The organism is Pseudoalteromonas sp. 20-92 (assembly GCF_030847595.1).
Classification (GTDB): Bacteria; Pseudomonadota; Gammaproteobacteria; order Enterobacterales; family Alteromonadaceae; genus Pseudoalteromonas; species Pseudoalteromonas fuliginea.
In genome coordinates this window covers 293,038-314,472 of record NZ_JANJGQ010000002.1, presented here as the reverse complement: position 1 = coordinate 314,472, position 21,435 = coordinate 293,038, and the positions used below count along the sequence as shown (strand labels likewise).

Genomic DNA, 21,435 nt, shown 5'->3' with positions numbered 1-21,435 from the left:
GAGTTAAATTATTTCAATTTAAAGGCCATTTAAATGTGTAACCAAGTCGCCCCATAACGGCCCGCGTTACTCTAATAGCTGTATCCTTGTGAGAATAATTAAAATAGTGGATGACAAAAGGGTTTCATCACCGAGTCAAACCTAAATAGCAGCGAGTGTCATCCATGTTTGTCATCGCCTACTTATGGTAAATAACCACACTACATAGGCGCTACCTTGCCTAAAAATCAAACACTCGGCTGCAAATTCAACATCGAGAAGTAAATTAAAGCTTATTTTTCCCCTATTTATTTAACCTGAACTCTGGATAATAAATCTATCTCGAGCAGCTATTTTCAGCGCTAACTGCGTTGAATTTACTTGCAATAGGCCAGCTATTGACGCGTAAATTCGCCTTGTTTTCACTGAAAATCTCTGGCTAGAGAAAATAAATTTAAATATCACCATGATTCAATATGTTAGTAAATCTCTTAACCCGTGTTCAGGTTACTTAGTAACTTTTTAAACACCGTAAAATAGATATTTGTTAAATTTCCAAGCTCGCTAATATGAACTCGTTCATTTTCTTGATGGATAGTGCCGTTAGTTAAACCAAGTTCAACTACTTGCGGACAAATATCGCTAAAAAAACGGCCATCAGAAGTTCCTCCTGCAGTTGAGGTTTGAGGAAGCAAACCAGTACATTGGTTAATGGCTGTTTTGCACTCTTTTATTAGCGAAAGTTTATTTTTACTATTCTCTGCAGAGTAATAAGGGTTGCAAGCATGCGATGTTGTTAGTGAGAAGTCATTAGTAGTTCGCGTTACAATATGAGTGACTAAATGAATTAGATCATCTTCACTGTAAGCCGTGGTATAACGAATATTTAAATTAATTATTACAGCGTCAGGTATGACATTATCGCTGCACAAGCCTGAGTCGATATGAGTGACTTGCATTGTTGTACCAAGCTGATTGCTATCTCTATTATCCCAATCAAATTTCATTAAATCTTTTACAATGCTACAGGCATGATGGATAGCATTAATGCCTTGAGTCGGATAAGCAACGTGCGCACTTTTTCCATTAACTTGAATGGCAAAACTCAACGCCCCTCTGCGTCCAATTTTTAGCATGTCACCGCACTGCTTTATTGATGTCGGTTCTCCAACAATACAATAATCCAAGTCCTGTTTTGCATCTTTAAAGTGTTTTACAATTTCACATGAGCCGAATAAAGCATCGCCCTCTTCATCGCTGGTAATTAAAAACCATAGTCGCCCAACAAAGCTCCCTTCGAGTACTAGCATCTCAGCTGCAACTAAGGCTGCGGCAATACCGCCTTTCATATCTGCGATGCCTCGACCGATCAGGTAATCATTTTTAATTTCACCTGCAAAAGGTGGGGCTTGCCATTTATTAAGATTACCTGCGGGCACAACATCCGTGTGCCCACAAAAACCTAAATCGGGTCCATCACCATTAGATATAACAGCAATTAGGTTACTCACCCCATGACTTTCAAATGTATCGATTTTTGCTCCCAGCATTGATAACTTTTTTGCAATCCATGCTTGGCAACCTGCGTCATCAGGTGTTACCGATTCAAATTGCAGTAATTCACGTGCATACTCAATTACTCGACTTTGGTATTCGCTCTTTAACTCAGCCGTTAAAGTAAATTGTTCATCGATGATAAGGCTCACCTCATAATTAAATAAAGGGTATTGAGGGAGTTTGTTTCATCAACAAGTTAAACAACAAACTCCCAGTAATAACTAATACTTTAAACGCACTACCAATCCACTATTAGCCACAATCAACATCATTAGCTTGCTTATATTCAGCAGCCAGCCATTGCGGTACATCCTCTGGTGGTGATTGCGCATCATTAATTTAATTCACACTGTTTGTATTGCTTGATGTTGCTTATTAAGCTCAAGGTGAATTTGTGCAGATAATTTTTTACGAGCAATTTTACCTATAACGGTTAATGGGATATGTTCAACGTACGCCACTGTATCTGGCAACATATAGCGTGCAACACCTTGTGCCGCTAAGTATTGCCTTACGTCTTTGAGTGCTAAGTTAGGCGAATTTGGGTCTTGCGAAACAATAACTGCGCATGTTCGCTCACCGAGTTGTTCGCAAGGTAGTCCCACAACAGCAACATCTTTTATGCCATGATGACAAGCTAAATGAGCTTCTAATGTTTCAACAGAAATAGTCTCTCCACCTCGGCGAAGAACCTCTTGGATTCGGCCTTCAACAATAAGGTGACCACTGCTTAGCCGCCTTACCTGATCCCCAGTACGGTAATAACCTTCAGTAGTAAATGATTTTTGATTGGCCTGCTCGTCTTTATAATAACCACGGATTGTATATGGACCTCTGGTCAACAGCTCGCCACACTTTCCCTTTGCAACATCCTGGCCTTGTTCGTCCACCACCCTAACTTCATCCAAATCAGATAATGGACGTCCTTGAGTCTTGAGTTTTAAAACACTAGGATCTGAATTACGAGTGAAATTAAGAAGTCCTTCAGCCATGCCAAACACTTGTTGTAAATTACAATTAAGTTCATTACCGATTCTGCGAGCTGTAGCTTCATCAAGTTTAGCACCGCCAACTTGTAATAAATCAAGACATGCCGCTGGAGGTGTTACTAATGCAGCATAATTAAGCCAAGTTTTCACTAAAGTCGGCACTAACGCTGTCACCGTAACCCCTGCTTTTTCAATATACTCAAATGCAATTTCAGGACTCGGCACTGGACACATAACGACACCAGCTCCCACTTCAATCGCACCTAAAATACCTGGGCAAGCTAATGGAAAATTATGCGCCGCTGGTAATGCTACAAGATAGCGGTCTTGTGAACTCAATTCACACAGCTTAGCACTGGCTTTTATATTGTAGAGGTAATCTCTATGTGTTCTTGGAATTAACTTCGGTATTCCTGTTGTACCGCCTGAGCATAATAATAAAGCCATTTCAGCTGGTTCCGCTGCGAGACCAGGAAACTCAAGTGCTGTCATCTGAGCTTTAGTTGCTTTAGTAAACCCTAGTAAAGATAATATTGACGAATGCGGTTTTAAATCTAGGCCATCCACAACAACATGTTTAAGTGTTGGGACTGTATTAAGTAGCTCATTGGCAAATGCATGACAATCAAAGCTAATCGATTGTTCACTAACAAACCAAGCACGTGCTTGTGTTAATTTCACAAAATGCAAAATTTCACGTTGTCCATGTCCAGGTAACGCCATGACAGGAATAACGCCAAGTTGGAGTAAAGCGAAAAAGGTTAATACAAATGCATTATTATTACCCATTTGCATCACCACTTTATCACCTCGTCCAAGACCAATACTGTGGCAATGCTCTACTATATTATTCACGACAGCGCTTATTTCTTGGCCTGTCATCTGTTGCCATTCACCAGATTGAAGGTCGGGGCCGCTGAGCAAGATAACATCAGCATATTGCTTAAGTTTTGCAGTTAACCAATTTGCAAAGTTTTCATTTTTCCACACCCCCTGCTCTTTGTACTTTCTGCTTATTTCTTCTGGCCAAGCATATAACCCGGCTTCGGTAGGCACAAACTCAGTCACAGTGACCCCTCCATTTCCAATTCAGCACTGAGTGCGTCATCATCTAAATCTAAGATTTCACAATACACTTGAGCAATTTGTAATACTTCTTCAGCATCGCTCGAGTCAGTAATTGAAGCGGCAATGCCTGCAATAGAAGGTGAACTAAATAAGCTTTTCATGTCTATCGAATTGGATCCGAAGATTTCCCTAATTTGCGCGATTAACGAACTTGCTAAAACAGAATCCCCACCCGCAGCAAATAAGTTTTGATGAATATTACTACCATCCCCCCCGATCACTTCATGCCAAATAGAAGCTACCACACGAACTATTGGCATACTTAACGAGGTTTCATCATGTTCCAAATTTTTAGTAATTACTGGCTCTTGGACCTCAGCAACGGCTCTATTTTTGGGTAACGTATCACCAATATGCGTATCCCAATAATCCGGCTCAGTGACGAGGTTCACCACGGTATTACTGAAAAAATTAAACATTGCATCGAGCACACCATCAACAAAAGCATCCTCTCGACAATCCCAGTTAATTAAAATACCACCATCAAGTTCAGTTACTTGTGCATCAAGTAATACCTGTGGCCCTTGAGAAATAATCCAAATAGGATCCCCAAATACTCGGCGCACATTTGCATCAAATAACTCACCTAAATTTAATGCGCTTGTAAATACAACAGGCGCTGTTACTTGCTGCCCACGTGCACGCCCTAAATCTCTTAAAACATGGACTCCACCGTAGTCTGCGCGCGCTGCTCCCTCGTGCATACTAGATTGAACATCACGCGCTCGTGTCACAAAAGTTGCAGTCGGGCCAGTATCAACATCGAGGAGTATTGAACTACTAAAGTCGCCTACCACCTCTTTAATATTAGGGCCTGCGAGTGGACGTTGAAATAAAGGAACATTAAGAATAAAACGCGGATCTTTGCTCCATCCAGCCAGGGTTTCTGCCAGCACGGTTGCTAACACCACTGATGGGGTTAATCCGTACTGACGACATTGCGCATATAATTGTGCTTTACGCTGCGGATCAATATTAAAATGGCGTCGTGTTGTAATAGGATGCTGCGATGAAGCTGCTTTTAAAGGCAGTAATGGACCATTGGGTAAAGAAGCTAGCTGTGTTTGCCACCACATTCCTGAGCTTTCTTTTATTGACTCCCAATTATGCTCAATGGCCATTCGGCAATCTTTATAACTCATTGCTAAATCAGCAAGTTCTACATCGGGGTCATCGTATAACAGTGCAAGATCACGCAGTAGCGTGCGATAACTAACGGCGTCTGCAGCTATCATATCAATGTCTAAATGCAGGCGACTGTTACCATTTTCTAATAAGCTTAAAGCGACCGCAAATACTTCTCCTGACTCAATATCTAACATTTGTGATGAATAGGTCGAGCGATACTGCTCTAATAACTGCTGCGCAACATCAGTAGGTTTATCTCGTAAATCATTAAAGATGACATGCACTGTATTATTACTTGGATTATGTATTTGCTGTCCGCTGGAACATACTTGTAAACGCAACGAGCTATGACGTTGAACAAGTTTCTCTATTGCTAGCGTCAAACGGGCTAAATCTAATGGCTGTGACTTATCATTGATTGCCGACAACTCAAATTCACAATACAGATGCGCTGATACACCCCCAAGCGGTTGATTAACATCGCGTCCTAACCAATAGGCATACTGCATAGGCGCAAGTGAAAAAGGCGCATGAGGAAGTTTCCCGATTTTTATTTTTGGGACCCCAAAGATAGTGTCTTGTGTATTATCAGCGAGGCTGGCAGCCGATATCCTAAGATACTCAACCCATGCCCCCACGAATGGTTTTTTAGCTAAATCTGCAAAGTTAATATCATAACCAGCCGCTCGCCAAGTTGACACTAAGTTCATTAATGTGATCGAATCAAGTCCTGCTTCAATTAGGTTACATTCTGCTGAGACAGCGCCAGGCTGTAAATTTAACGTATTACTAACGACAGCAAGTACATCTTCTAATAGCGAGGCTGAATTACTATTTTTATTCATTTGGGTAGTTTCCATTCTTAATGTTTGTCTTTACCAAATCATGTTGTTGACTTGGCGAGGATGTCTTGTTGCTTCAAACGCAGCAGCTCTAGCCGCTGTTGATGCAAAGAAGAAGTACTTTTTTGATTTGCTTGCCACTGCATAAGTAACGCTTTCTCATCCAGTTTTCCATTTACTGTTAGCGGGAATTTTTTAACAAATAGAAAGTCTGAAGGTAAATAGTGAACAGGGAGAAGCTGAGATAGATAATTTCTCAATGTTGCTATTGGTTGTGCGGTAAATGATTCCTCTGTCGCGATTAAAATAGCAATTAAGCCATCTGATAAACCACTGTCGAGGCATGGTTTTGCTATCACGGCTGCTCTTTGTATCTTTGCATGAGATTCTAAAACAACTTCTATTTCACTCGGCTCAATACGAAATCCCCTTACTTTCAATTGCCTGTCTGCGCGACCAAAATAAAAGAGTTGACCATCAATTTGCTTCGCTAAGTCACCCGAACGATACATCCGCTTCCCAGTGTGAAAAGGACTGGCAACAAATCGCATCGCGGTTAGATCAGGGCGATTGATGTAACCGAATGCCACTTGATCTCCTGCTACATAAATTTCACCAATTTCACCATCAGCCACTTTTTCTAAATTTTCATCAAGTAAAAGCACCTCCAAACTAGATAGTCCTTCACCTATTGGACTATTTTCAGTGCCACAAAGTGAATCACTTAGTGTTAGCCATGTTACGTGCACCGTTGTCTCTGTGATCCCGTACATGTTTATCAATTGCAATGTTTCGCAAGGGTAAAGCTGCCACCATTTTTTTACTTTATCCAAATTAAGTGCTTCACCACCAAAGACTACTTTGCGCAAGCATAGTGGTTGCTCACTCATTTTTAGAGCCTTACTTTCTGCGTCAATTAAGGCATAAAATGCTGAAGGCGTTTGATTCAGAATAGTGACCTTTTCTGCTCTCAAATATTGCACTAAGGCGTCTGGTGACCAAATTGCACTTTTTGGAATAATCGTTAGCTTGGCTCCTGTGGTCAAAGCTCCCCACACTTCCCACACTGAAAAATCAAAAGCCAGTGAATGAAACAAAGCCCAAACATCAGTATGTGTTGCATCTAATAAAGGCATTGCCGCATTAATTAAGGCCAGAACTTGCTGATGCCCTACAACAACTCCCTTAGGGTTTCCCGTCGACCCTGAAGTAAAAATAATATAAGCGAAAGCACCTGCGGCTCTGTAAACAGGTTTCTCGTGCTCATCTGGAACAAAGTTAAATTGGTCCTCGACAAACAACAAATGACTCATAGCTTTAGTAAGTGAATCGTTACCCCAAAGTGTCTTGCTCAACTCTCGCTGAGTAACAATTGCGCTAGGCTGACTACAAGCAATTATCCAATCGATCCTTTCTTTGGGGTAGTCGGGATCAATCGGCACATAGCACGCTCCAAGTTGCAATATTGCTAACACGTGAATAATTTGCTCACAGTTTCTAGGCAGTATTAAAGCCACGCAGTTTCCTGTACGAACACCACTTGCATAAAGTCGATGTGATGCCAAATCAGCTTTTTGTTTAAGTGCTTTATATGTCAAGGAGCTATGTTCATCACTAACGGCGATGCGATTAGGGTGCATAACGGCTTGTTCAGCAAAGGATTGATACAGGCATGCTGTACCTGCTGGCATCCCTTTGTTAATCTGCTCCATATTAATTCCCATCCATCTCTATGAGTGATTTAGGACGTAAATCTGTCCAATTATCATTTAGCCAACTCAAACAAGTATCACGTGTTTGAGGGCCAAAAACCTGCTCCCAACCAGAAGGAATAGTTAATACTTCAGGCCATAACGAATACTGTTTTTCATGATTGATAAGAACTACAAATGCCATTGATTCATCATCGAAAATATTTTCACTCATGATTTAACTCCAAAGAGACTGTTGATAGGGGGTTTAATTCGCTGTTATTAAGTTGCGCAGAATTTGCGGTTTCATGACTGAATTTGTTACAACTATCGACAACTTCTTGCAAATAGAACTCAAAATCAGTTAATAGCTGAGCGCTACGTTTTTTGCCCACTGCATGCGGGTCAAAGCTCAAGCGGATCTTGGTTGTTGCACCTGGGTAGATAAATAAAGCAGCGGCTTGGCCAACCGAATCTTGCCACTTAACATCCTTCAATCCTGCCAATGCAACTGGTAATGTAAGTCCTTGAGATGAATCGACTTGTTTAATTGGCTCTGCGGTTTGTGTATCCGCATCAAGGGCATTTTCAATAACTAATAAAGTATCAAAAAATTCACCAAAACGATGAGTCGCCTCCAAATTATCCAACCTAACCGGAGCTAACGCTTGCCATTCAAATTGTTCAGTTTGCAACTGCTGCAACAACGCAATTGAACTACTCAAAGGATCGGTCTTAATCCGTATTGGTACTAACTGAGTAACCAATCCAACAAGCGTTTCAATACCTGCTAACGACGCTGCACGACCAGAGTCAAATAAACCAAATACGACATCGTCCTGATTAAGTGCATTACCCACTGTTTTAGCCCATGCCAATTGAAATAGCATGGCCGTAGATACATTAATCTTTGCAGCTAATGCTTTAATGTCTGCATTTACAGCAGCACAAAGCACACTAGATAATTCTTGTGAAGGAAATCGTTGTTGTCTTGTCGGGCATAATAATGAAGGGGCTTTGAAACCATCCAGCGCTTTATTCCAATATTGACAAGCTATTGTCGGATCTTGTTTTTGTAACCAATCAAGATATTGACCCCAATGTAAATTTGGATAAGCTAAAGTGGCTTCAGCACTCATTCCTCCAAGCCACTCTTGCAAAATTCGAGGGGCTGACCAACCATCAAGCAGTAAGTGATGACAATGAATCAAAATTAGCCACTGACTATCACTTATACGTATAGATAAAAATCGCATGAGTGGCGGAGCATCAAATTCAAAGCGATATTGGTACCATGCTGTGCGATGCTGCACTAACAATGCTTCATATTGCTCACTTGGTTCACCACGTAAATCTAAAGTTTCCCATACAGGCTCGAGTATATCGGCAGTAAAGGTAGAAAATGTTTTCACAAAAAAGCCTGATCTTAGCGCGTCATGACGGCGCAGAAGATCCGCGGCCCCTGCTTTTAAAGCACTTTCAGATATTTCTGGGGTGTGTTGATTAGAAAGAGTTATTTCCATTTGTGTTGTCCATGGATCTGCTAGTCCATGACAGTGGCGAAGCATTTCAACTTGCAGTGGCGTAGCTGGCTTAATTGTCAAATTATTACTATCAACAAGACCTTGCGCTTGTAGCTGTTGTTGTTCTTCAATAAAACAGTCGTGTAGTTGATGAAAAAGCTTATTTAACTCAGCTTTAAATCGTAGTAGATCACTATGGTGCAATTCGCTACTAGGTGCTATCGCATTAAAGTGAAGTGTTTTTATCCCTTTTTGTTGGCTGTAATAGGCTGTTAAATCTAAAGAATTTAGTAACGGCCAGTGTTCGGAGCAAGCTTCAATAAGCTGCTCAAGAAGCGGAGTTACTGACCATAAATCTGAATTGGAGGATAAATTTAAATCACCAAGAAAATTAAAACCGACTAACCATCCATTTACACCTTGTTGAGCAGGCGCGACACCACTTGATGATACAAAAGGAGAGTCTTGCTGAATAATTTGACCACACCATTTACGCAACACTGTTTCTATCAACTGGCTCGACATTTCGTCCGATTTAGTCTTTAAAACATCACTATTGAGAGCCACATAAACTTCACGGGCAAACCAGCCAATGGTCCTGCTTAAATCTTGTGTTGGTTCCTGTACTTCTCGACCATGCCGCTCTAGTACCAAGGTAGGGCAGCGATTATCTAGCGCTGGTTTTAATTTTGATGTAATAGCAGCTAAGCAACTTATAGCAGGTAATAAACTAGCCAGTGGAAGCCCTAACCTACGAGCGACAGTTAATGCCGGACATGTTTTATTATAAGGTTCCAAGCTCCAAGTTAATGTGTGAGCACTTGCCAACGTTCCCAAATTGGTTGAATTTGGCGCAGGTATATACTGCTGGCTTAATTTATTTATATGATTGGACCAACTACGCCATGATGTTGGTACGGGAGGTAATTCAAGTTTTTCATTACTCACTTGCTGATTTCGGACAATCGCAAGGTCTTCAGCCAAAATATGCCATGATGAGGCATCTATGACTAAATGGTTTATGGCAAACCAAGCCCTTTGGTTATTATTTTCATTTTCTTTAACTAACAATACGGCAACCATAACACCGTTTTTAGGACTTAAATTACTGCATAGTTGTTTTGCCAACTCAGCTGCTGATAATACACCTGAGTTTTCTAAAGTGGGTAAATCAGCATTTTCAGAATACACTCTATATTTATTATCATCACACTGTTGATAAGTTTGCTCACAATAAATAGTTTGGGTATTTTCAACCGGAACATTTAGGGATAACTCTCCCGTACCCGATTGCACCAATTGAGCTCGCAACAACCCATGGCGATTAAGTAAAGCATACACAAGCTCTTTTAGTTCACCAGCCGTCATACTTTCAGGCACTACTACACTTGCTAGTTGTGCAAATCGATCAAGCGGTGTCGCTGCATTAAGGTAGCGCTGCATTAATAAAGTTGAAGTAAGCTGACCTTTATCATTACTATCGTGGCTAACCGTTTTACTATTTTGACTGTCTCCGAGGGGATCAACTTCGTGTAATTCTTTAACCAAATTCGCAATGCATTTTGCATTAAATACTTGGCGAGGAGTAAGGTGGATCCCTTCTCGACGAGCGCGGCTGACTAATTTTACAACTGAAATACTATCGCCACCCACTGCAAAAAATCCATCGTCAATGCCTATTGTCTCAATCCCTAAAACGTCACACACTAAATTACATAGCTTTTTCTCCAGTTCATTACGAGGGGCTCTTTTGGCAATAACACCTAAATCATCAGGTATCGACAGCGCTTTACGATTAATTTTTCCATTAGGTAATTTAGGTAGTTTTTTATTAATTACAAAATACTTGGGGACTAAGTGAGGAGGTAGAGCTTGCTCACATACATAGCGAAAGCGGGCTATTAAGTTTAAATTAGCCTCTTGATTATCGCTTAGTTGCTCTATTTCATTTTCAAGATAACAAATTAGCTCCATCGCACTTTGAGTAACTGCTCTGGCAATGACAGCGCAAGGACATTTAATTAACAGCTCAATGGTTGACTCAACTTCGAGCGGCTCAACACGAAAACCTCTAATTTTTACTTGCTCGTCTATACGGCCAATGTATTCAATATTTCCTTGAGTTGTCCATTTTACTCTATCACCAGTTAGATAAAGTCTTTCACCTTGTTCCGCAAAAGGATTAGCAATAAACTTGCTTGCTGTTAAATCACTACGATCAAGGTATCCTCTTGCTAATCCAGCACCAGCAATTGCAAGCTCACCTGGCACCCCTAAAGGCGCTAATTGCAAGCAATTATCTAGAACATAAACTTGCCCTCCTGCAACCGGCCCACCTATTACCGGCTTTTCAGCGACATTGGTTTTAGCAATCATCGCATCCACTGTTGCCTCTGTCGGGCCATATAAATTAAAGCCCAACGTACCAGGAAGGCTCTTTATACGTTGCCAAAGCTCTTGTTTTACCGATTCACCACCAAAACCCAATATTGCAGGTGTGTGAGGTTCAATAAATTGCCCATTTGTATCTGTAAGTCCTGACTGTAACCACGGTAATACTTCATCTAGCATACTGGGAGTTAACTCAATAAAATCCATTTTTTTAAGCATTATCTCTTTGGCAAGAGTGACCGCGTCTTGCATCGTATTTGCATCAAATAAATAGACTTTATGGCCTTCAAACATCCACAGTGTAGGTTGCCATGAGGCATCAAAAGCCAAAGACCAAGCATGGCCAACTTTTAGCTGATTATGTTCTACAAGCGCAGAAGCTTCGCTATAGAGATCGTGTTTATGACTAGCAATAAGGTTAACCAGAGAAGCATGTTTTACAACAACACCTTTTGGCTGCCCTGTTGAGCCTGATGTAAACGTAATACAGGCTGGATGAGATGGGCGCAATGGCCGGCATCTCTCTTCGTTTGTAAGATTAAGATCACTATTTTTTATACTTAATGCTTCATTCTCAATAACTAACAAACTGACTGTTTTAGTTTTTAATTCAGTCGCTTTAGCTGATTCAAATGAATGTGCATCACCATTATTAATTACTATATTTGGCGCCGCCAATGTAAGTACTCGGTTAATGTAATCCTCTGGATAATTTGGATCTATAGGTACAATAGCGGCACCTGCCTTGAGTGTACCAAGCATCACAACGAACCATTCCAACTGGCGAGGCATTATTATGGCAACCCGATCTTCTGGCCCAATCCCTTGCGATACTAGCCACCTTGCGACTCTATTTGCTCTTGCATTGAGCGTTAGAAAACTGAGGTCATGCAGCACGTTTTGTTTTTGCAAAACACTCTTTATCATTTCACTGTCAACTAACTCAACAGCAGTTCGATTTGGGTATTTACTCACGGTACTCTCAAACCAAGCAACGAGCGTTGTTACTGGGCTTACAAAAGCATCGCGTTGACCCCATTTTATTAACTGATTTTCATCGGGTAATACAGTGGTAATGTTAGCTAGTGCTATATCTGGTTCTTGGACACAATGTTTAAGTAACTGTAGCAACCGTTTTAAATGATTTGGTATGGTTTTTGGTCGATATAATGAAGCACGCCAAGTGGCTTGAAACTGAAGGCAGTTATCTTTTAATAATGCGTCAAAAGAGAGATCTGTTTGCGTTGTACCATTAAAATACTTTTCCCAATGTACATCTAAGCCATCTATTATGGGTGGAGACATCCCATGGCTTAAGAAAGTCACCATAGTGTCTAATAATGGGTTTTGCGATTCCCCTCGTTTTATTTGTAATTTTTCAAGTAATAATTCAAAGGGTAAATCTGCATGTGAAAAAGCAGCACGACATTGTGTCGCACAATCACGGATCAGTTCACGAAAACAAAGTTTATTATCAACCTTAATCCGCAGTGGAATAACATTCCCAAAATTACCTATCAGGTCACTCAGCTCAGGTAAATTACGATGCGAAGCCACTGTCCCTATCGTCACTTCTGAGGCCCTAGAAAGCCGAGTCATTAATAAAGCAATCACCGCAATAATGGCTTCAAAAGTTGTAACTTGTTCTTCTCGCGCTAACGTAAGTAGGGTTTGTGTTGTTGCTTGATCAAGATTATCACTGTGCCAGCCACCATTTTCATTTTGCTTCACTCCCCGAGGAAAATCAGTTGGAAAATCAATAGGCTCAGGTAGCGGTGTAAGCTGCTTTTGCCAGAACGCAACCTGCTCTTTGCTTTGTTCGGAATCTTGTTGCCATTTTTCACGATGCCATTGAGCAAAATCTAAATACTGGATGGGTAAAGGAGCCCGTTGTTTAGATTCGCCGCTCTTAATTAGCCTATAGTATGTTGATAATTCATTAGAAAAAATACCAAATGACGCCCCGTCCCAAACAATATGTTGCCCTACCATAACTAAAGTGTGATGACTGTCGGTCATTTTTACGAGAGCAAGTCGAAGTGTACTCTTAGTTGCAAGATCGAAAGGTTCTGTACTTGCATGTTGTGCTATTTCTTTAAGACGTACTTCTCGCGTCTGATGATCTAAATCTTGTAAATCATATTCACACCACTGCAAAGGAAACTCATCAAGCACTTTTTGTCGAGCACCAACAATAGGGTCTGCATAATAGGAAGTTCGAAAAATACTGTGCCTGTTCACTAATTCAAAACAACTTTGCTGTAAAACACGCGCATCTAAACAACCTTTAAATTGCCACAAGACACAAACATTGTAAGCAGACGAAAGTGGATCCAGTTGATTAAGTAACCACATCCTTTCTTGCGCATTAGAAAGTACATAACTGGTCTCATTTTTTGCTTTTGAAACTGTAAAGCTTTGATTTAATGTCGATAAAGAGTCCACATTATTATTCGGCATGATTATTTTTCGAGTTGCCGCCAATTTTCTCGCAAGCTTTAGCCTAAGTGCATTATCCATAAAACAGACCCTAAAATATAAACAATAATTATTTGCATTATTATTTACTGTAGTTATTATTGCAACACATTGATTGAAAATTAATCCCGTGTGTATGCAAAATGTATTTTGAAAAGGAGCATAAGATATTATGAAAACTAATTTTTCCAATGAAGGCACAACCCAAAGCGATGAGCAAAATTTAATCTTCGCACGAGCAGCCGCTCTAGCCGACAGTGGTATATTTAAAGAATATTTAATTTACGAAGATAACGGTGAATGTTGGTTTGCAGGAGGTATTGTTCGATCTATAACAGTATTTGCAACTCACATTGAATCTAATACCTCTGCAGGAAAAACTCAGCGCCAAGTTAACAGCGAAAACCTCTGCCAAGTCCTACAGCAAGAATTAAATACTTGGGATGGTGAGTGGCAAGCATGCGGATGGTCTAGTTTTGAATTCGCGTATGCCCTGAAATCACCAGAACTATTAACCGAAGAAGAAAAAGCAGGTCAAGAAGCGTTATTATTTATTTGTGAGCCAAAAATAACGGTATCCCTAGGGAAAAAACCAACACTCATTAAATCTAAATCCAGTGAACTTGAGCAGCAAGTACGCTTAATACTAGAAAATGCAGTTGTACGAGCACACGTTCCTTACAAAAATGTCGAAATACCAGACAATATTAATTATAAAAATGCAGTCAAAAAGTCTGTCGCCAATATTAAAAATGGTTTACTAGAAAAAGTCATACTCTCGCGTAAGGTTCCCCTACATTTTTCGCCCGATTACACTGCGACTTGGCTTCAAGGGCGTTCGATGAACACACCTGCTCGTTCATTTACAATGAATTTAGCTGGTTGGAAAATCACTGGGTTTAGTCCTGAAATTGTACTTTCAGTTGATGAAAACCGTAAAGTTACAACAGAGCCGTTAGCGGGTACTCGACGATTAGAAGGTAATCCAGAAACAGATCAAAAAATATTTGATGAGTTACTAAGAGATCCAAAAGAAACCCACGAACACGCAATATCTGTGAGACTTTCAGTTGACGAAATGAATGAAGTTTGTGAACCAGAATCTGTACATGTACCACAGTTCATGGTTCAAAAAAAGCGAGGTTCTGTGCAACATTTAGCTTCGAGAGTCTGTGGCACTCTAAAAACAGAATATAACGCTTGGCATGCATTCGAAAGCCTATTCCCTGCTGTTACAGCGTCTGGTATTCAAAAGCTGGCTGCTTTTTCAGAAATACGACGACACGAAGGCAGTAGCAGAGGGCTTTATGCAGGCGCAATTTTAAAACTAGATCACACAGGCGTTATTGACGCAGCATTAGTTTTACGCAGTGTTATGAGTAAAGGCGATCAGCACTGGTTACAGGCTGGAGCCGGAATTGTACTTGATTCAACACCAGAAAGAGAACTCACCGAAACCAGTGAAAAACTAGCAAGCATTTCACCTTGGGTTGTTGAAAAAAAAAGCTAAATTAACGTAATTCATTAAATAAGGATACTTAATGAATCCTTATTCAGCTAATACCCACTGCTACACATTTTTATAAACAAAAGTAAATTTATGTAGCAGATAAAAGTTGTTTTAAACGAGGAGTTTAAGCATGGCACAGCCACTAATACCTACATACGATATCATTGGTGTCGGATTTGGCCCATCAAATATAGCTTTGGCGATTGCCTTAGAAGAAATTAAGAGCAATTCCACCACACTAAATGCCTTATTTATTGATAAACAGCCAGAATATCAATGGCATGGTGATACTATTACTAACCAAAGTGGGCTACAAGTCTCATTTTTGAAAGATCTTGTTACATTGAGAAATCCAACCAGCCCTTACTCTTTCTTAAATTATTTACATTCACATAATCGTTTAGTGGACTTCATAAATTTAAGTACTTTCTACCCAAGCAGGTTAGAATTTAATGACTACCTTCGCTGGGTTGCGGGTCATTTTTCTTCTCAATGTCAATACGGCGAAGAGGTTACCTCTATTGAGCCGGTTATGGATAATCAAAAAGTAAAATTACTCAAAGTGACAACAGCAGATACAGGTGGTACAAGTAAGATCCGTTTTACTAAATCACTTGTTATGGGCACTGGCGGAACCCCTTTAATACCGGAAGTTTTTCAACCGCTAAAACAAACCCCGCTTGTATTTCATCATACTCACTACCTATCAAAAATGGCTAAACTTATTCCAGTAAAAACAAAAGATTTACGCATTGCTATAATCGGTGGTGGGCAAAGTGCTGCGGAAGCTTTTATTGATATTGATGATAATTATCCACACGCAAAAGTTGATTTAATTATGCGTGGTAATTCGATGAAGCCAGCAGATTCAAGTCCCTATGTGAATGAAATTTTTAACCCATCATCAACAGACTCTATATTCAGTAAAACGCAGCAAGAAAGAGAAGAGCTATTAAAAGAATATAAATACGCTAATTATTCAGCTGTTGACTCATCGATGATTGAGCAAATATATAATATTTTTTATCAACAAAAAGTTGCCATGATGGAGCAACATACATATTGCCCTAACAGTGAAGTTACTGAAGCATCTGAAAAAAATGGAAAAATAACGCTGTCTATACTTGATAGAAAATCAAATCAGCATGCTACGAATAATTACGATTTAGTAATTTTAGCAACAGGGTATCAACGACCTAAAATGGCGCCTATGTTAGAACCGATTAAAGCCTATTTAGGAAACATTGATATTGATCGAAATTATCAAGTTAAAACGGACGAACGTTTTCTTCCATCGTTATTTTTGCAAGGACGTTCAGAATCATCCCATGGTTTAAGCGACACCTTACTCTCAATACTTTCAGTAAGGTCAGCAGAAATAGCACACTCATTACAGGCAGAGTTGCAAGAACAGGCTCAGCAAGCAGTTGCTTTAGCTTAACCACTTGAAATGCATATTACTCAAATAAGTCATTATCTAAGTAATGTGCATTCATCGCAATCGAGTTTATTTTCAATCATTATTGCCTTATAACAGATGTGATACTGTTTAATAACAAGGAATAAAAATGAAGTTTATTGCCCCTTTTGCGCTTTTGGCAACAGTCAGTTTTTCAGGTTTTACGAGTCAAACAGAGCAAATGCTACAACTTGAAAACGTATTCGACCTTGAATATGCGAATCAGATAGATATAACCGAAGACGGTAAAACCGTTTACTTTGTGCGTAATCGTATGGATATAAAAACAGATCGCAAAGTGGGTAATATTTGGTCTGTTGATTACAAAACTAAACAAATGCAACCATTAACCTCTGGCGTGCATATGGATTATTCGCCAGTACTCTCTCCTGATGGTCAACGCCTTGCGTTTATATCAACACGTGATGGCAGCAGCCAAATATATATAAAATGGCTTAAAACAGGTGCTATGGCAAAAATCAGTAACTTAACGAGTAGCCCTCGTGCAATTACATGGAGCCCTGATTCTAGCCAATTAATATTTAACATGTTTGTACCAAGTGCAACTTCAGCCCCCGTAAACCTGCCCGGAAAACCAAAAGGGGCAACGTGGGCAGAACCCGCTAAATTTATTGATGATGTTTATTACCGTTCAGATGGTGGCGGTTACACACAAAAAGGTTTTAGCCAATTATTTTCCATAGATGCTAACGGTGGTAATGCCAAGCGACTCACTCATGATGAGTTTGATAACGCCGGCGATGTAAGCTTTAGTAACGATGGTAAATCACTTTATTTTTCTGCAAACCGACATAAAAACAACCAGCTAAAATTCACAAATAATGAAATTTATAAACTTGATTTGGCCTCGCAAACTATAACCGAAATTACTAACCGAGATGGCCCTGATGAACAACCTAAAGTATCGCCCGATGGCCGTTACTTAGCGTACACAGGTTATGACGATATACGCACTAATTACGAAAATGCTCAACTTTATATTCGTGATTTAAAAACAGGTAACACAACTAGTTTAACGCCAAATTTTGATCGTAGCGTTGGGCAAATAAAATGGAGTGCCAATTCAAAAGGTGTGTACTTTAGTTACGCCGATAAAGGCCAAACCGCCCTCGCCTATCAACCACGCAGTGGCAAGCGTAAAATAATAACAACTCAAATTGGCAGCGTTGCCTTTGGACGCCCTTATTCTGGTGGCGACTTTGATGTAAGCGAAGATGGAGAGGTAGCCTTTACCCTTGCCGATACCCAGCGCCCTGCTGATATAGCAACAATTAAACGCGGTAAAGCCCAGCGTTTAACTACCCTTAATGCAGATGCATTGGGCGACAGAGCTTTGGCTAAAGTGGAAGAAATTTGGGTTAAATCAAGCCACGATGAACTTCCTATTCAGGGGTGGATTGCCTACCCACCAGAATTTGATAGCAGCAAAAAATACCCGCTAATACTAGAAATTCACGGCGGCCCTGTCGCTAATTATGGCCCGCACTTTAGCGCTGAAATTCAACTGTTTGCAGCCAAAGGCAATGTCGTTTTATACATGAACCCACGTGGTAGTGATTCCTATGGTAAAGAGTTTGCACAAACTATTCATCATAATTACCCAAGTAACGATTTTGATGATTTAATGACAGGTGTTGATGCGCTAATAGCGAAAGGCTTTATTGACGAGTCTAAATTGTTTGTAACCGGTGGCTCTGGTGGCGGTGTGCTAACAGCTTGGATTGTAGGTCATACCGATCGCTTTGCTGCGGCTGTAGTTGCCAAACCGGTTATTAATTGGATCAGTTTTGTACTAACAGCAGATTTTTACCCGTTTTTTGCTGATTATTGGTTCCCAGGTAAACCATGGGATCACATTGAGCACTACATGAAACGCTCGCCTATTAGCTATGTTGGAAACGTTAAAACTCCTACTATGTTGCTCACTGGTGAATCTGACTACCGTACACCAATTTCAGAAACTGAGCAGTTTTATCAGGCATTAAAATTACAAGGTGTTGATACTGCAATGGTGCGAATTCCTAATGCTTCACATGGCATTACAGCTCGGCCATCAAACTTAATGACCAAGGTAGCTTATATTCAATGGTGGTTTGATAAACACACTAAATAATAAATTTATAGCTTAAATAAAAGCCACTTCAAATAAGTGGCTTTTATATTTACCCTATAGTATTCAAACTGTAAACCCCCTTTACACTTCTGTGACAGTTAAATATCGGACTTAGCTAAAACTTCAGTTAGTAAAATTTCGGTTTATAACATTTTTTGTAACTTGAGTTGGTAAAAAATCGGTTTGAGTCACTGTTTATAGCCTTTCAGTTAGTAAAATTTTGTTTTATAGCACAAAGAAGTTAGTAAAAAATCGGTTTATAAATTCGTTTAGTTTGCCTATTAAAGCAAAAATCAGTCACTTACCCGCCTTTTAAAGTTGCCGTAAACGCTTTTTACAGCAAAATCACCCCAAATATGCCGTTTTATGAAAGGTTAGTTAAACTCTGATCTGTAAATTCACTCAGGTAGTTAAATAGTGATCCAAAATAATTTGGCAAGGCCGTGTTGAACTTTGGTTAGTGAATTTGCAGCAGTATGTTTGGTTTTTAGGCAAGGCGGAGCTTATGTAGTGTGGTTACTCCCCATTAATAGGCGATAACGTAGCATAAATACCAAACAGGCGCTGCCCTTTGGGTTCTTTCTAGGGACGATAAACTCTTTGTTGCTCGGTTTTTACTTAGCTCACTAGGTTACAAACCTCGCGCCGCGATTTAATCGCCCCTAGATTGAACAAATTTCAATCCACAAAGATCAATACGCCCTAGTTAAAGTCTGATCTGTAATTATGCTTCAATGTTCTAACTTTATTTAAAGCAATAAAAAAGGGCCTATTGGCCCTTGAGTAACACTATCTAGTTAGGAATTAAAACTGGTTCATGGTGTTGTCTTCACCACCGGCTTTTAGCGCATTATCACCAGAGAAGTATTCTTTGTGCGTATCGCCCATGTTAGACCCTGCTAAATCTTGGTGCTTAACCGATGCTTGCTCACGGCGAATTTCTTGGCGTTGTACGTCACGTACATAAGCCAGCATACCCATATCGCCAAAGTAACCTTCTGATAAAATATCAGTGCTTAGCGCAGCTGTATGGTATGTCGGCAAGGTTATTAAGTGATGGAAAATACCGGCTTCACGTGCGCCATCGCGCTGGAAGTTTTGCACTAGTAAATCGGCTGCTTGCGCAAGCTCTGTTGCATCCATTTCTGGTGCCATAAGGCCTTTATTATCGCCAAGACTTGGGTAAGCACTAAGGTCACGGCCTGCCTCTTCCCACTCTTGATACACTTGCTCACGAAACTTAAGCGTCCAGTTAAACGAAGGCGAGTTGTTGTATACCAGTTTTGCATTTGGCACGTGTTCTTTTACACGATTTACCAGTTCTGCAATTTGTTTAACATGTGGTTTTTCTGTTTCAATCCACAGTAAATCAGCGCCCGACTGCAAGCTAGTAATACAATCTAGTACTACACGATCTTTTTCCGTGCCTTCACGGAATTGGAATAAACCGTTATCTAGACGAGTTGGTTTACATAACTGGCCATTAATTTTCATTGCCGTGTCGCCTTCATTTAAGTCATCAACACCGTTAATTGGCGTGGTTTCTAAAAATGCATTGTATTGGCTTGCTAAGTCACCTGGCGTTTGCGAAACAGGTACCTTTTGCGTAAGGCTGGCACCCAATGAATCTGTACGTGCCACAATAATACCGTTATCAATACCTAGCTCTAAAAAGGCGTAACGTACTGCGTTAATTTTTGCTAAAAAGTCTTCGTGTGGAACGGTCACTTTACCCGCTTGGTGACCACATTGTTTAGCGTCAGATACTTGGTTTTCTATTTGAATGGCACACGCACCGGCTTCAATCATTTTTTTAGCCAGTAAGTAAGTTGCTTCTTCGTTACCAAAACCTGCGTCAATATCAGCAATAATTGGCACAACATGGGTTTCAAAGTTGTCTATTTTATCAATAACAGCTTGAACATCGCCTCCGTTCGCTTTTGCTTCATCTAGGTCGTTAAACAAGTGGTCTAGTTCACGTGCATCTGCTTGCTTTAAAAATGTGTAAATTTCTTCAATTAATGCAGGTACCGATGTTTTTTCGTGCATGCTTTGATCTGGCAGCGGACCAAATGCAGAGCGAAGCGCTGCAACCATCCAGCCACTTAAGTATACATAGCTGCGTTTAGTTGTTTTTTGATGGCGCTTAATAGCCATCATCATTTGTTGTGCAGTAAAACCATGCCAACAGCCTAAAGATTGTGTGTACTGGCTTGTATCTGCGTCATATGCTGCCATATCTTCACGCATTACGTCTGCTGTGTATTGTGCAATTTCAATCCCAGTACGGAAACGGTTTTGCAAGCGCATGCGGCTTGCATATTCAGGGTTGATTGCGTGCCATGCGCTACCTTGAGATTGGCAAAGAGTTGAGAGTGTGTCTGTTTCGCGTTGATATGTTGTCATAATAAAATCCTTCGAACGGGTGTGTAAATAATTTTAGTGTTGTGAGAGTGGCTACGTTGCTCATGCTCCGTAGCGCTTAAATCAACATTAGGCTCATTTTTTAGATTTAGTAAATTTATAGTTGTTATTACGGCTATATATTTTATGAATGGCTAAAAAGCACTCAACATTGCTTTTTTGCGTTATTGTTGCCTTAACGCACAAGCGCACAACAACATCG

At 40.2% G+C, this 21,435-nt stretch carries 10 protein-coding genes; 3 read left to right on the top strand and 7 right to left on the bottom strand.

Going from position 1 to position 21,435, the window contains the following annotated elements; genetic code table 11:
- Window positions 1-470 precede the first annotated feature (470 nt).
- The 6 genes from dapE to NRL14_RS03310 form a co-directional block, all read right to left on the bottom strand.
- The gene (gene dapE / locus NRL14_RS03335) at window positions 471-1,685 is read right to left on the bottom strand and encodes a succinyl-diaminopimelate desuccinylase (protein ID WP_033028651.1); all 1,215 of its coding nucleotides are present in this window, start codon (window positions 1,683-1,685) and stop codon (window positions 471-473) included.
- 195 nt (window positions 1,686-1,880) lie between these two features.
- Complete coding sequence (locus NRL14_RS03330) at window positions 1,881-3,593, bottom strand: (2,3-dihydroxybenzoyl)adenylate synthase (protein WP_149615011.1); 1,713 nt, start codon at window positions 3,591-3,593, stop codon at window positions 1,881-1,883.
- The gene (locus NRL14_RS03325; RefSeq protein ID WP_306723999.1) at window positions 3,590-5,626 is read right to left on the bottom strand and encodes a condensation domain-containing protein; all 2,037 of its coding nucleotides are present in this window, start codon (window positions 5,624-5,626) and stop codon (window positions 3,590-3,592) included. Before NRL14_RS03325 ends, NRL14_RS03330 begins: the two co-directional genes overlap by 4 nt.
- A 38-nt stretch (window positions 5,627-5,664) precedes the next feature.
- On the bottom strand, window positions 5,665-7,335 hold the full coding sequence (locus NRL14_RS03320) for an amino acid adenylation domain-containing protein (protein WP_306723998.1): 1,671 nt from the start codon (window positions 7,333-7,335) through the stop codon (window positions 5,665-5,667).
- A 1-nt stretch (window position 7,336) separates the two neighbouring features.
- On the bottom strand, window positions 7,337-7,549 hold the full coding sequence (locus NRL14_RS03315) for an MbtH family NRPS accessory protein (protein WP_008139329.1): 213 nt from the start codon (window positions 7,547-7,549) through the stop codon (window positions 7,337-7,339).
- Window positions 7,542-13,748 carry a non-ribosomal peptide synthetase gene (locus NRL14_RS03310; protein WP_306723997.1) on the bottom strand — a complete coding sequence of 2,069 codons (6,207 nt, stop codon included), beginning with the start codon at window positions 13,746-13,748 and terminating at the stop codon, window positions 7,542-7,544. The genes NRL14_RS03315 and NRL14_RS03310 overlap by 8 nt, the downstream gene beginning before the upstream one ends.
- Before the next feature lie 130 nt (window positions 13,749-13,878).
- Between NRL14_RS03310 and NRL14_RS03305 the strand changes: the two genes are divergently transcribed.
- From NRL14_RS03305 to NRL14_RS03295, 3 genes are all read left to right on the top strand, one after another.
- On the top strand, window positions 13,879-15,216 hold the full coding sequence (locus NRL14_RS03305) for a salicylate synthase (protein ID WP_007376670.1): 1,338 nt from the start codon (window positions 13,879-13,881) through the stop codon (window positions 15,214-15,216).
- A 130-nt stretch (window positions 15,217-15,346) separates the two neighbouring features.
- On the top strand, window positions 15,347-16,657 hold the full coding sequence (locus NRL14_RS03300; protein ID WP_033038230.1) for a lysine N(6)-hydroxylase/L-ornithine N(5)-oxygenase family protein: 1,311 nt from the start codon (window positions 15,347-15,349) through the stop codon (window positions 16,655-16,657).
- A gap of 199 nt (window positions 16,658-16,856) precedes the next feature.
- A complete protein-coding gene (locus NRL14_RS03295; RefSeq protein WP_244958590.1) occupies window positions 16,857-18,809 on the top strand; it encodes a S9 family peptidase in 1,953 nt (650 codons plus the stop codon).
- A gap of 804 nt (window positions 18,810-19,613) precedes the next feature.
- On the opposite strand, the gene NRL14_RS03290 is transcribed toward NRL14_RS03295, so the two are convergent.
- Window positions 19,614-21,215: an isocitrate lyase gene (locus tag NRL14_RS03290; protein WP_007376673.1), complete on the bottom strand. Its 1,602-nt coding sequence runs from the start codon at window positions 21,213-21,215 to the stop codon at window positions 19,614-19,616.
- Between the last annotated feature and the right edge of the window lie 220 nt (window positions 21,216-21,435).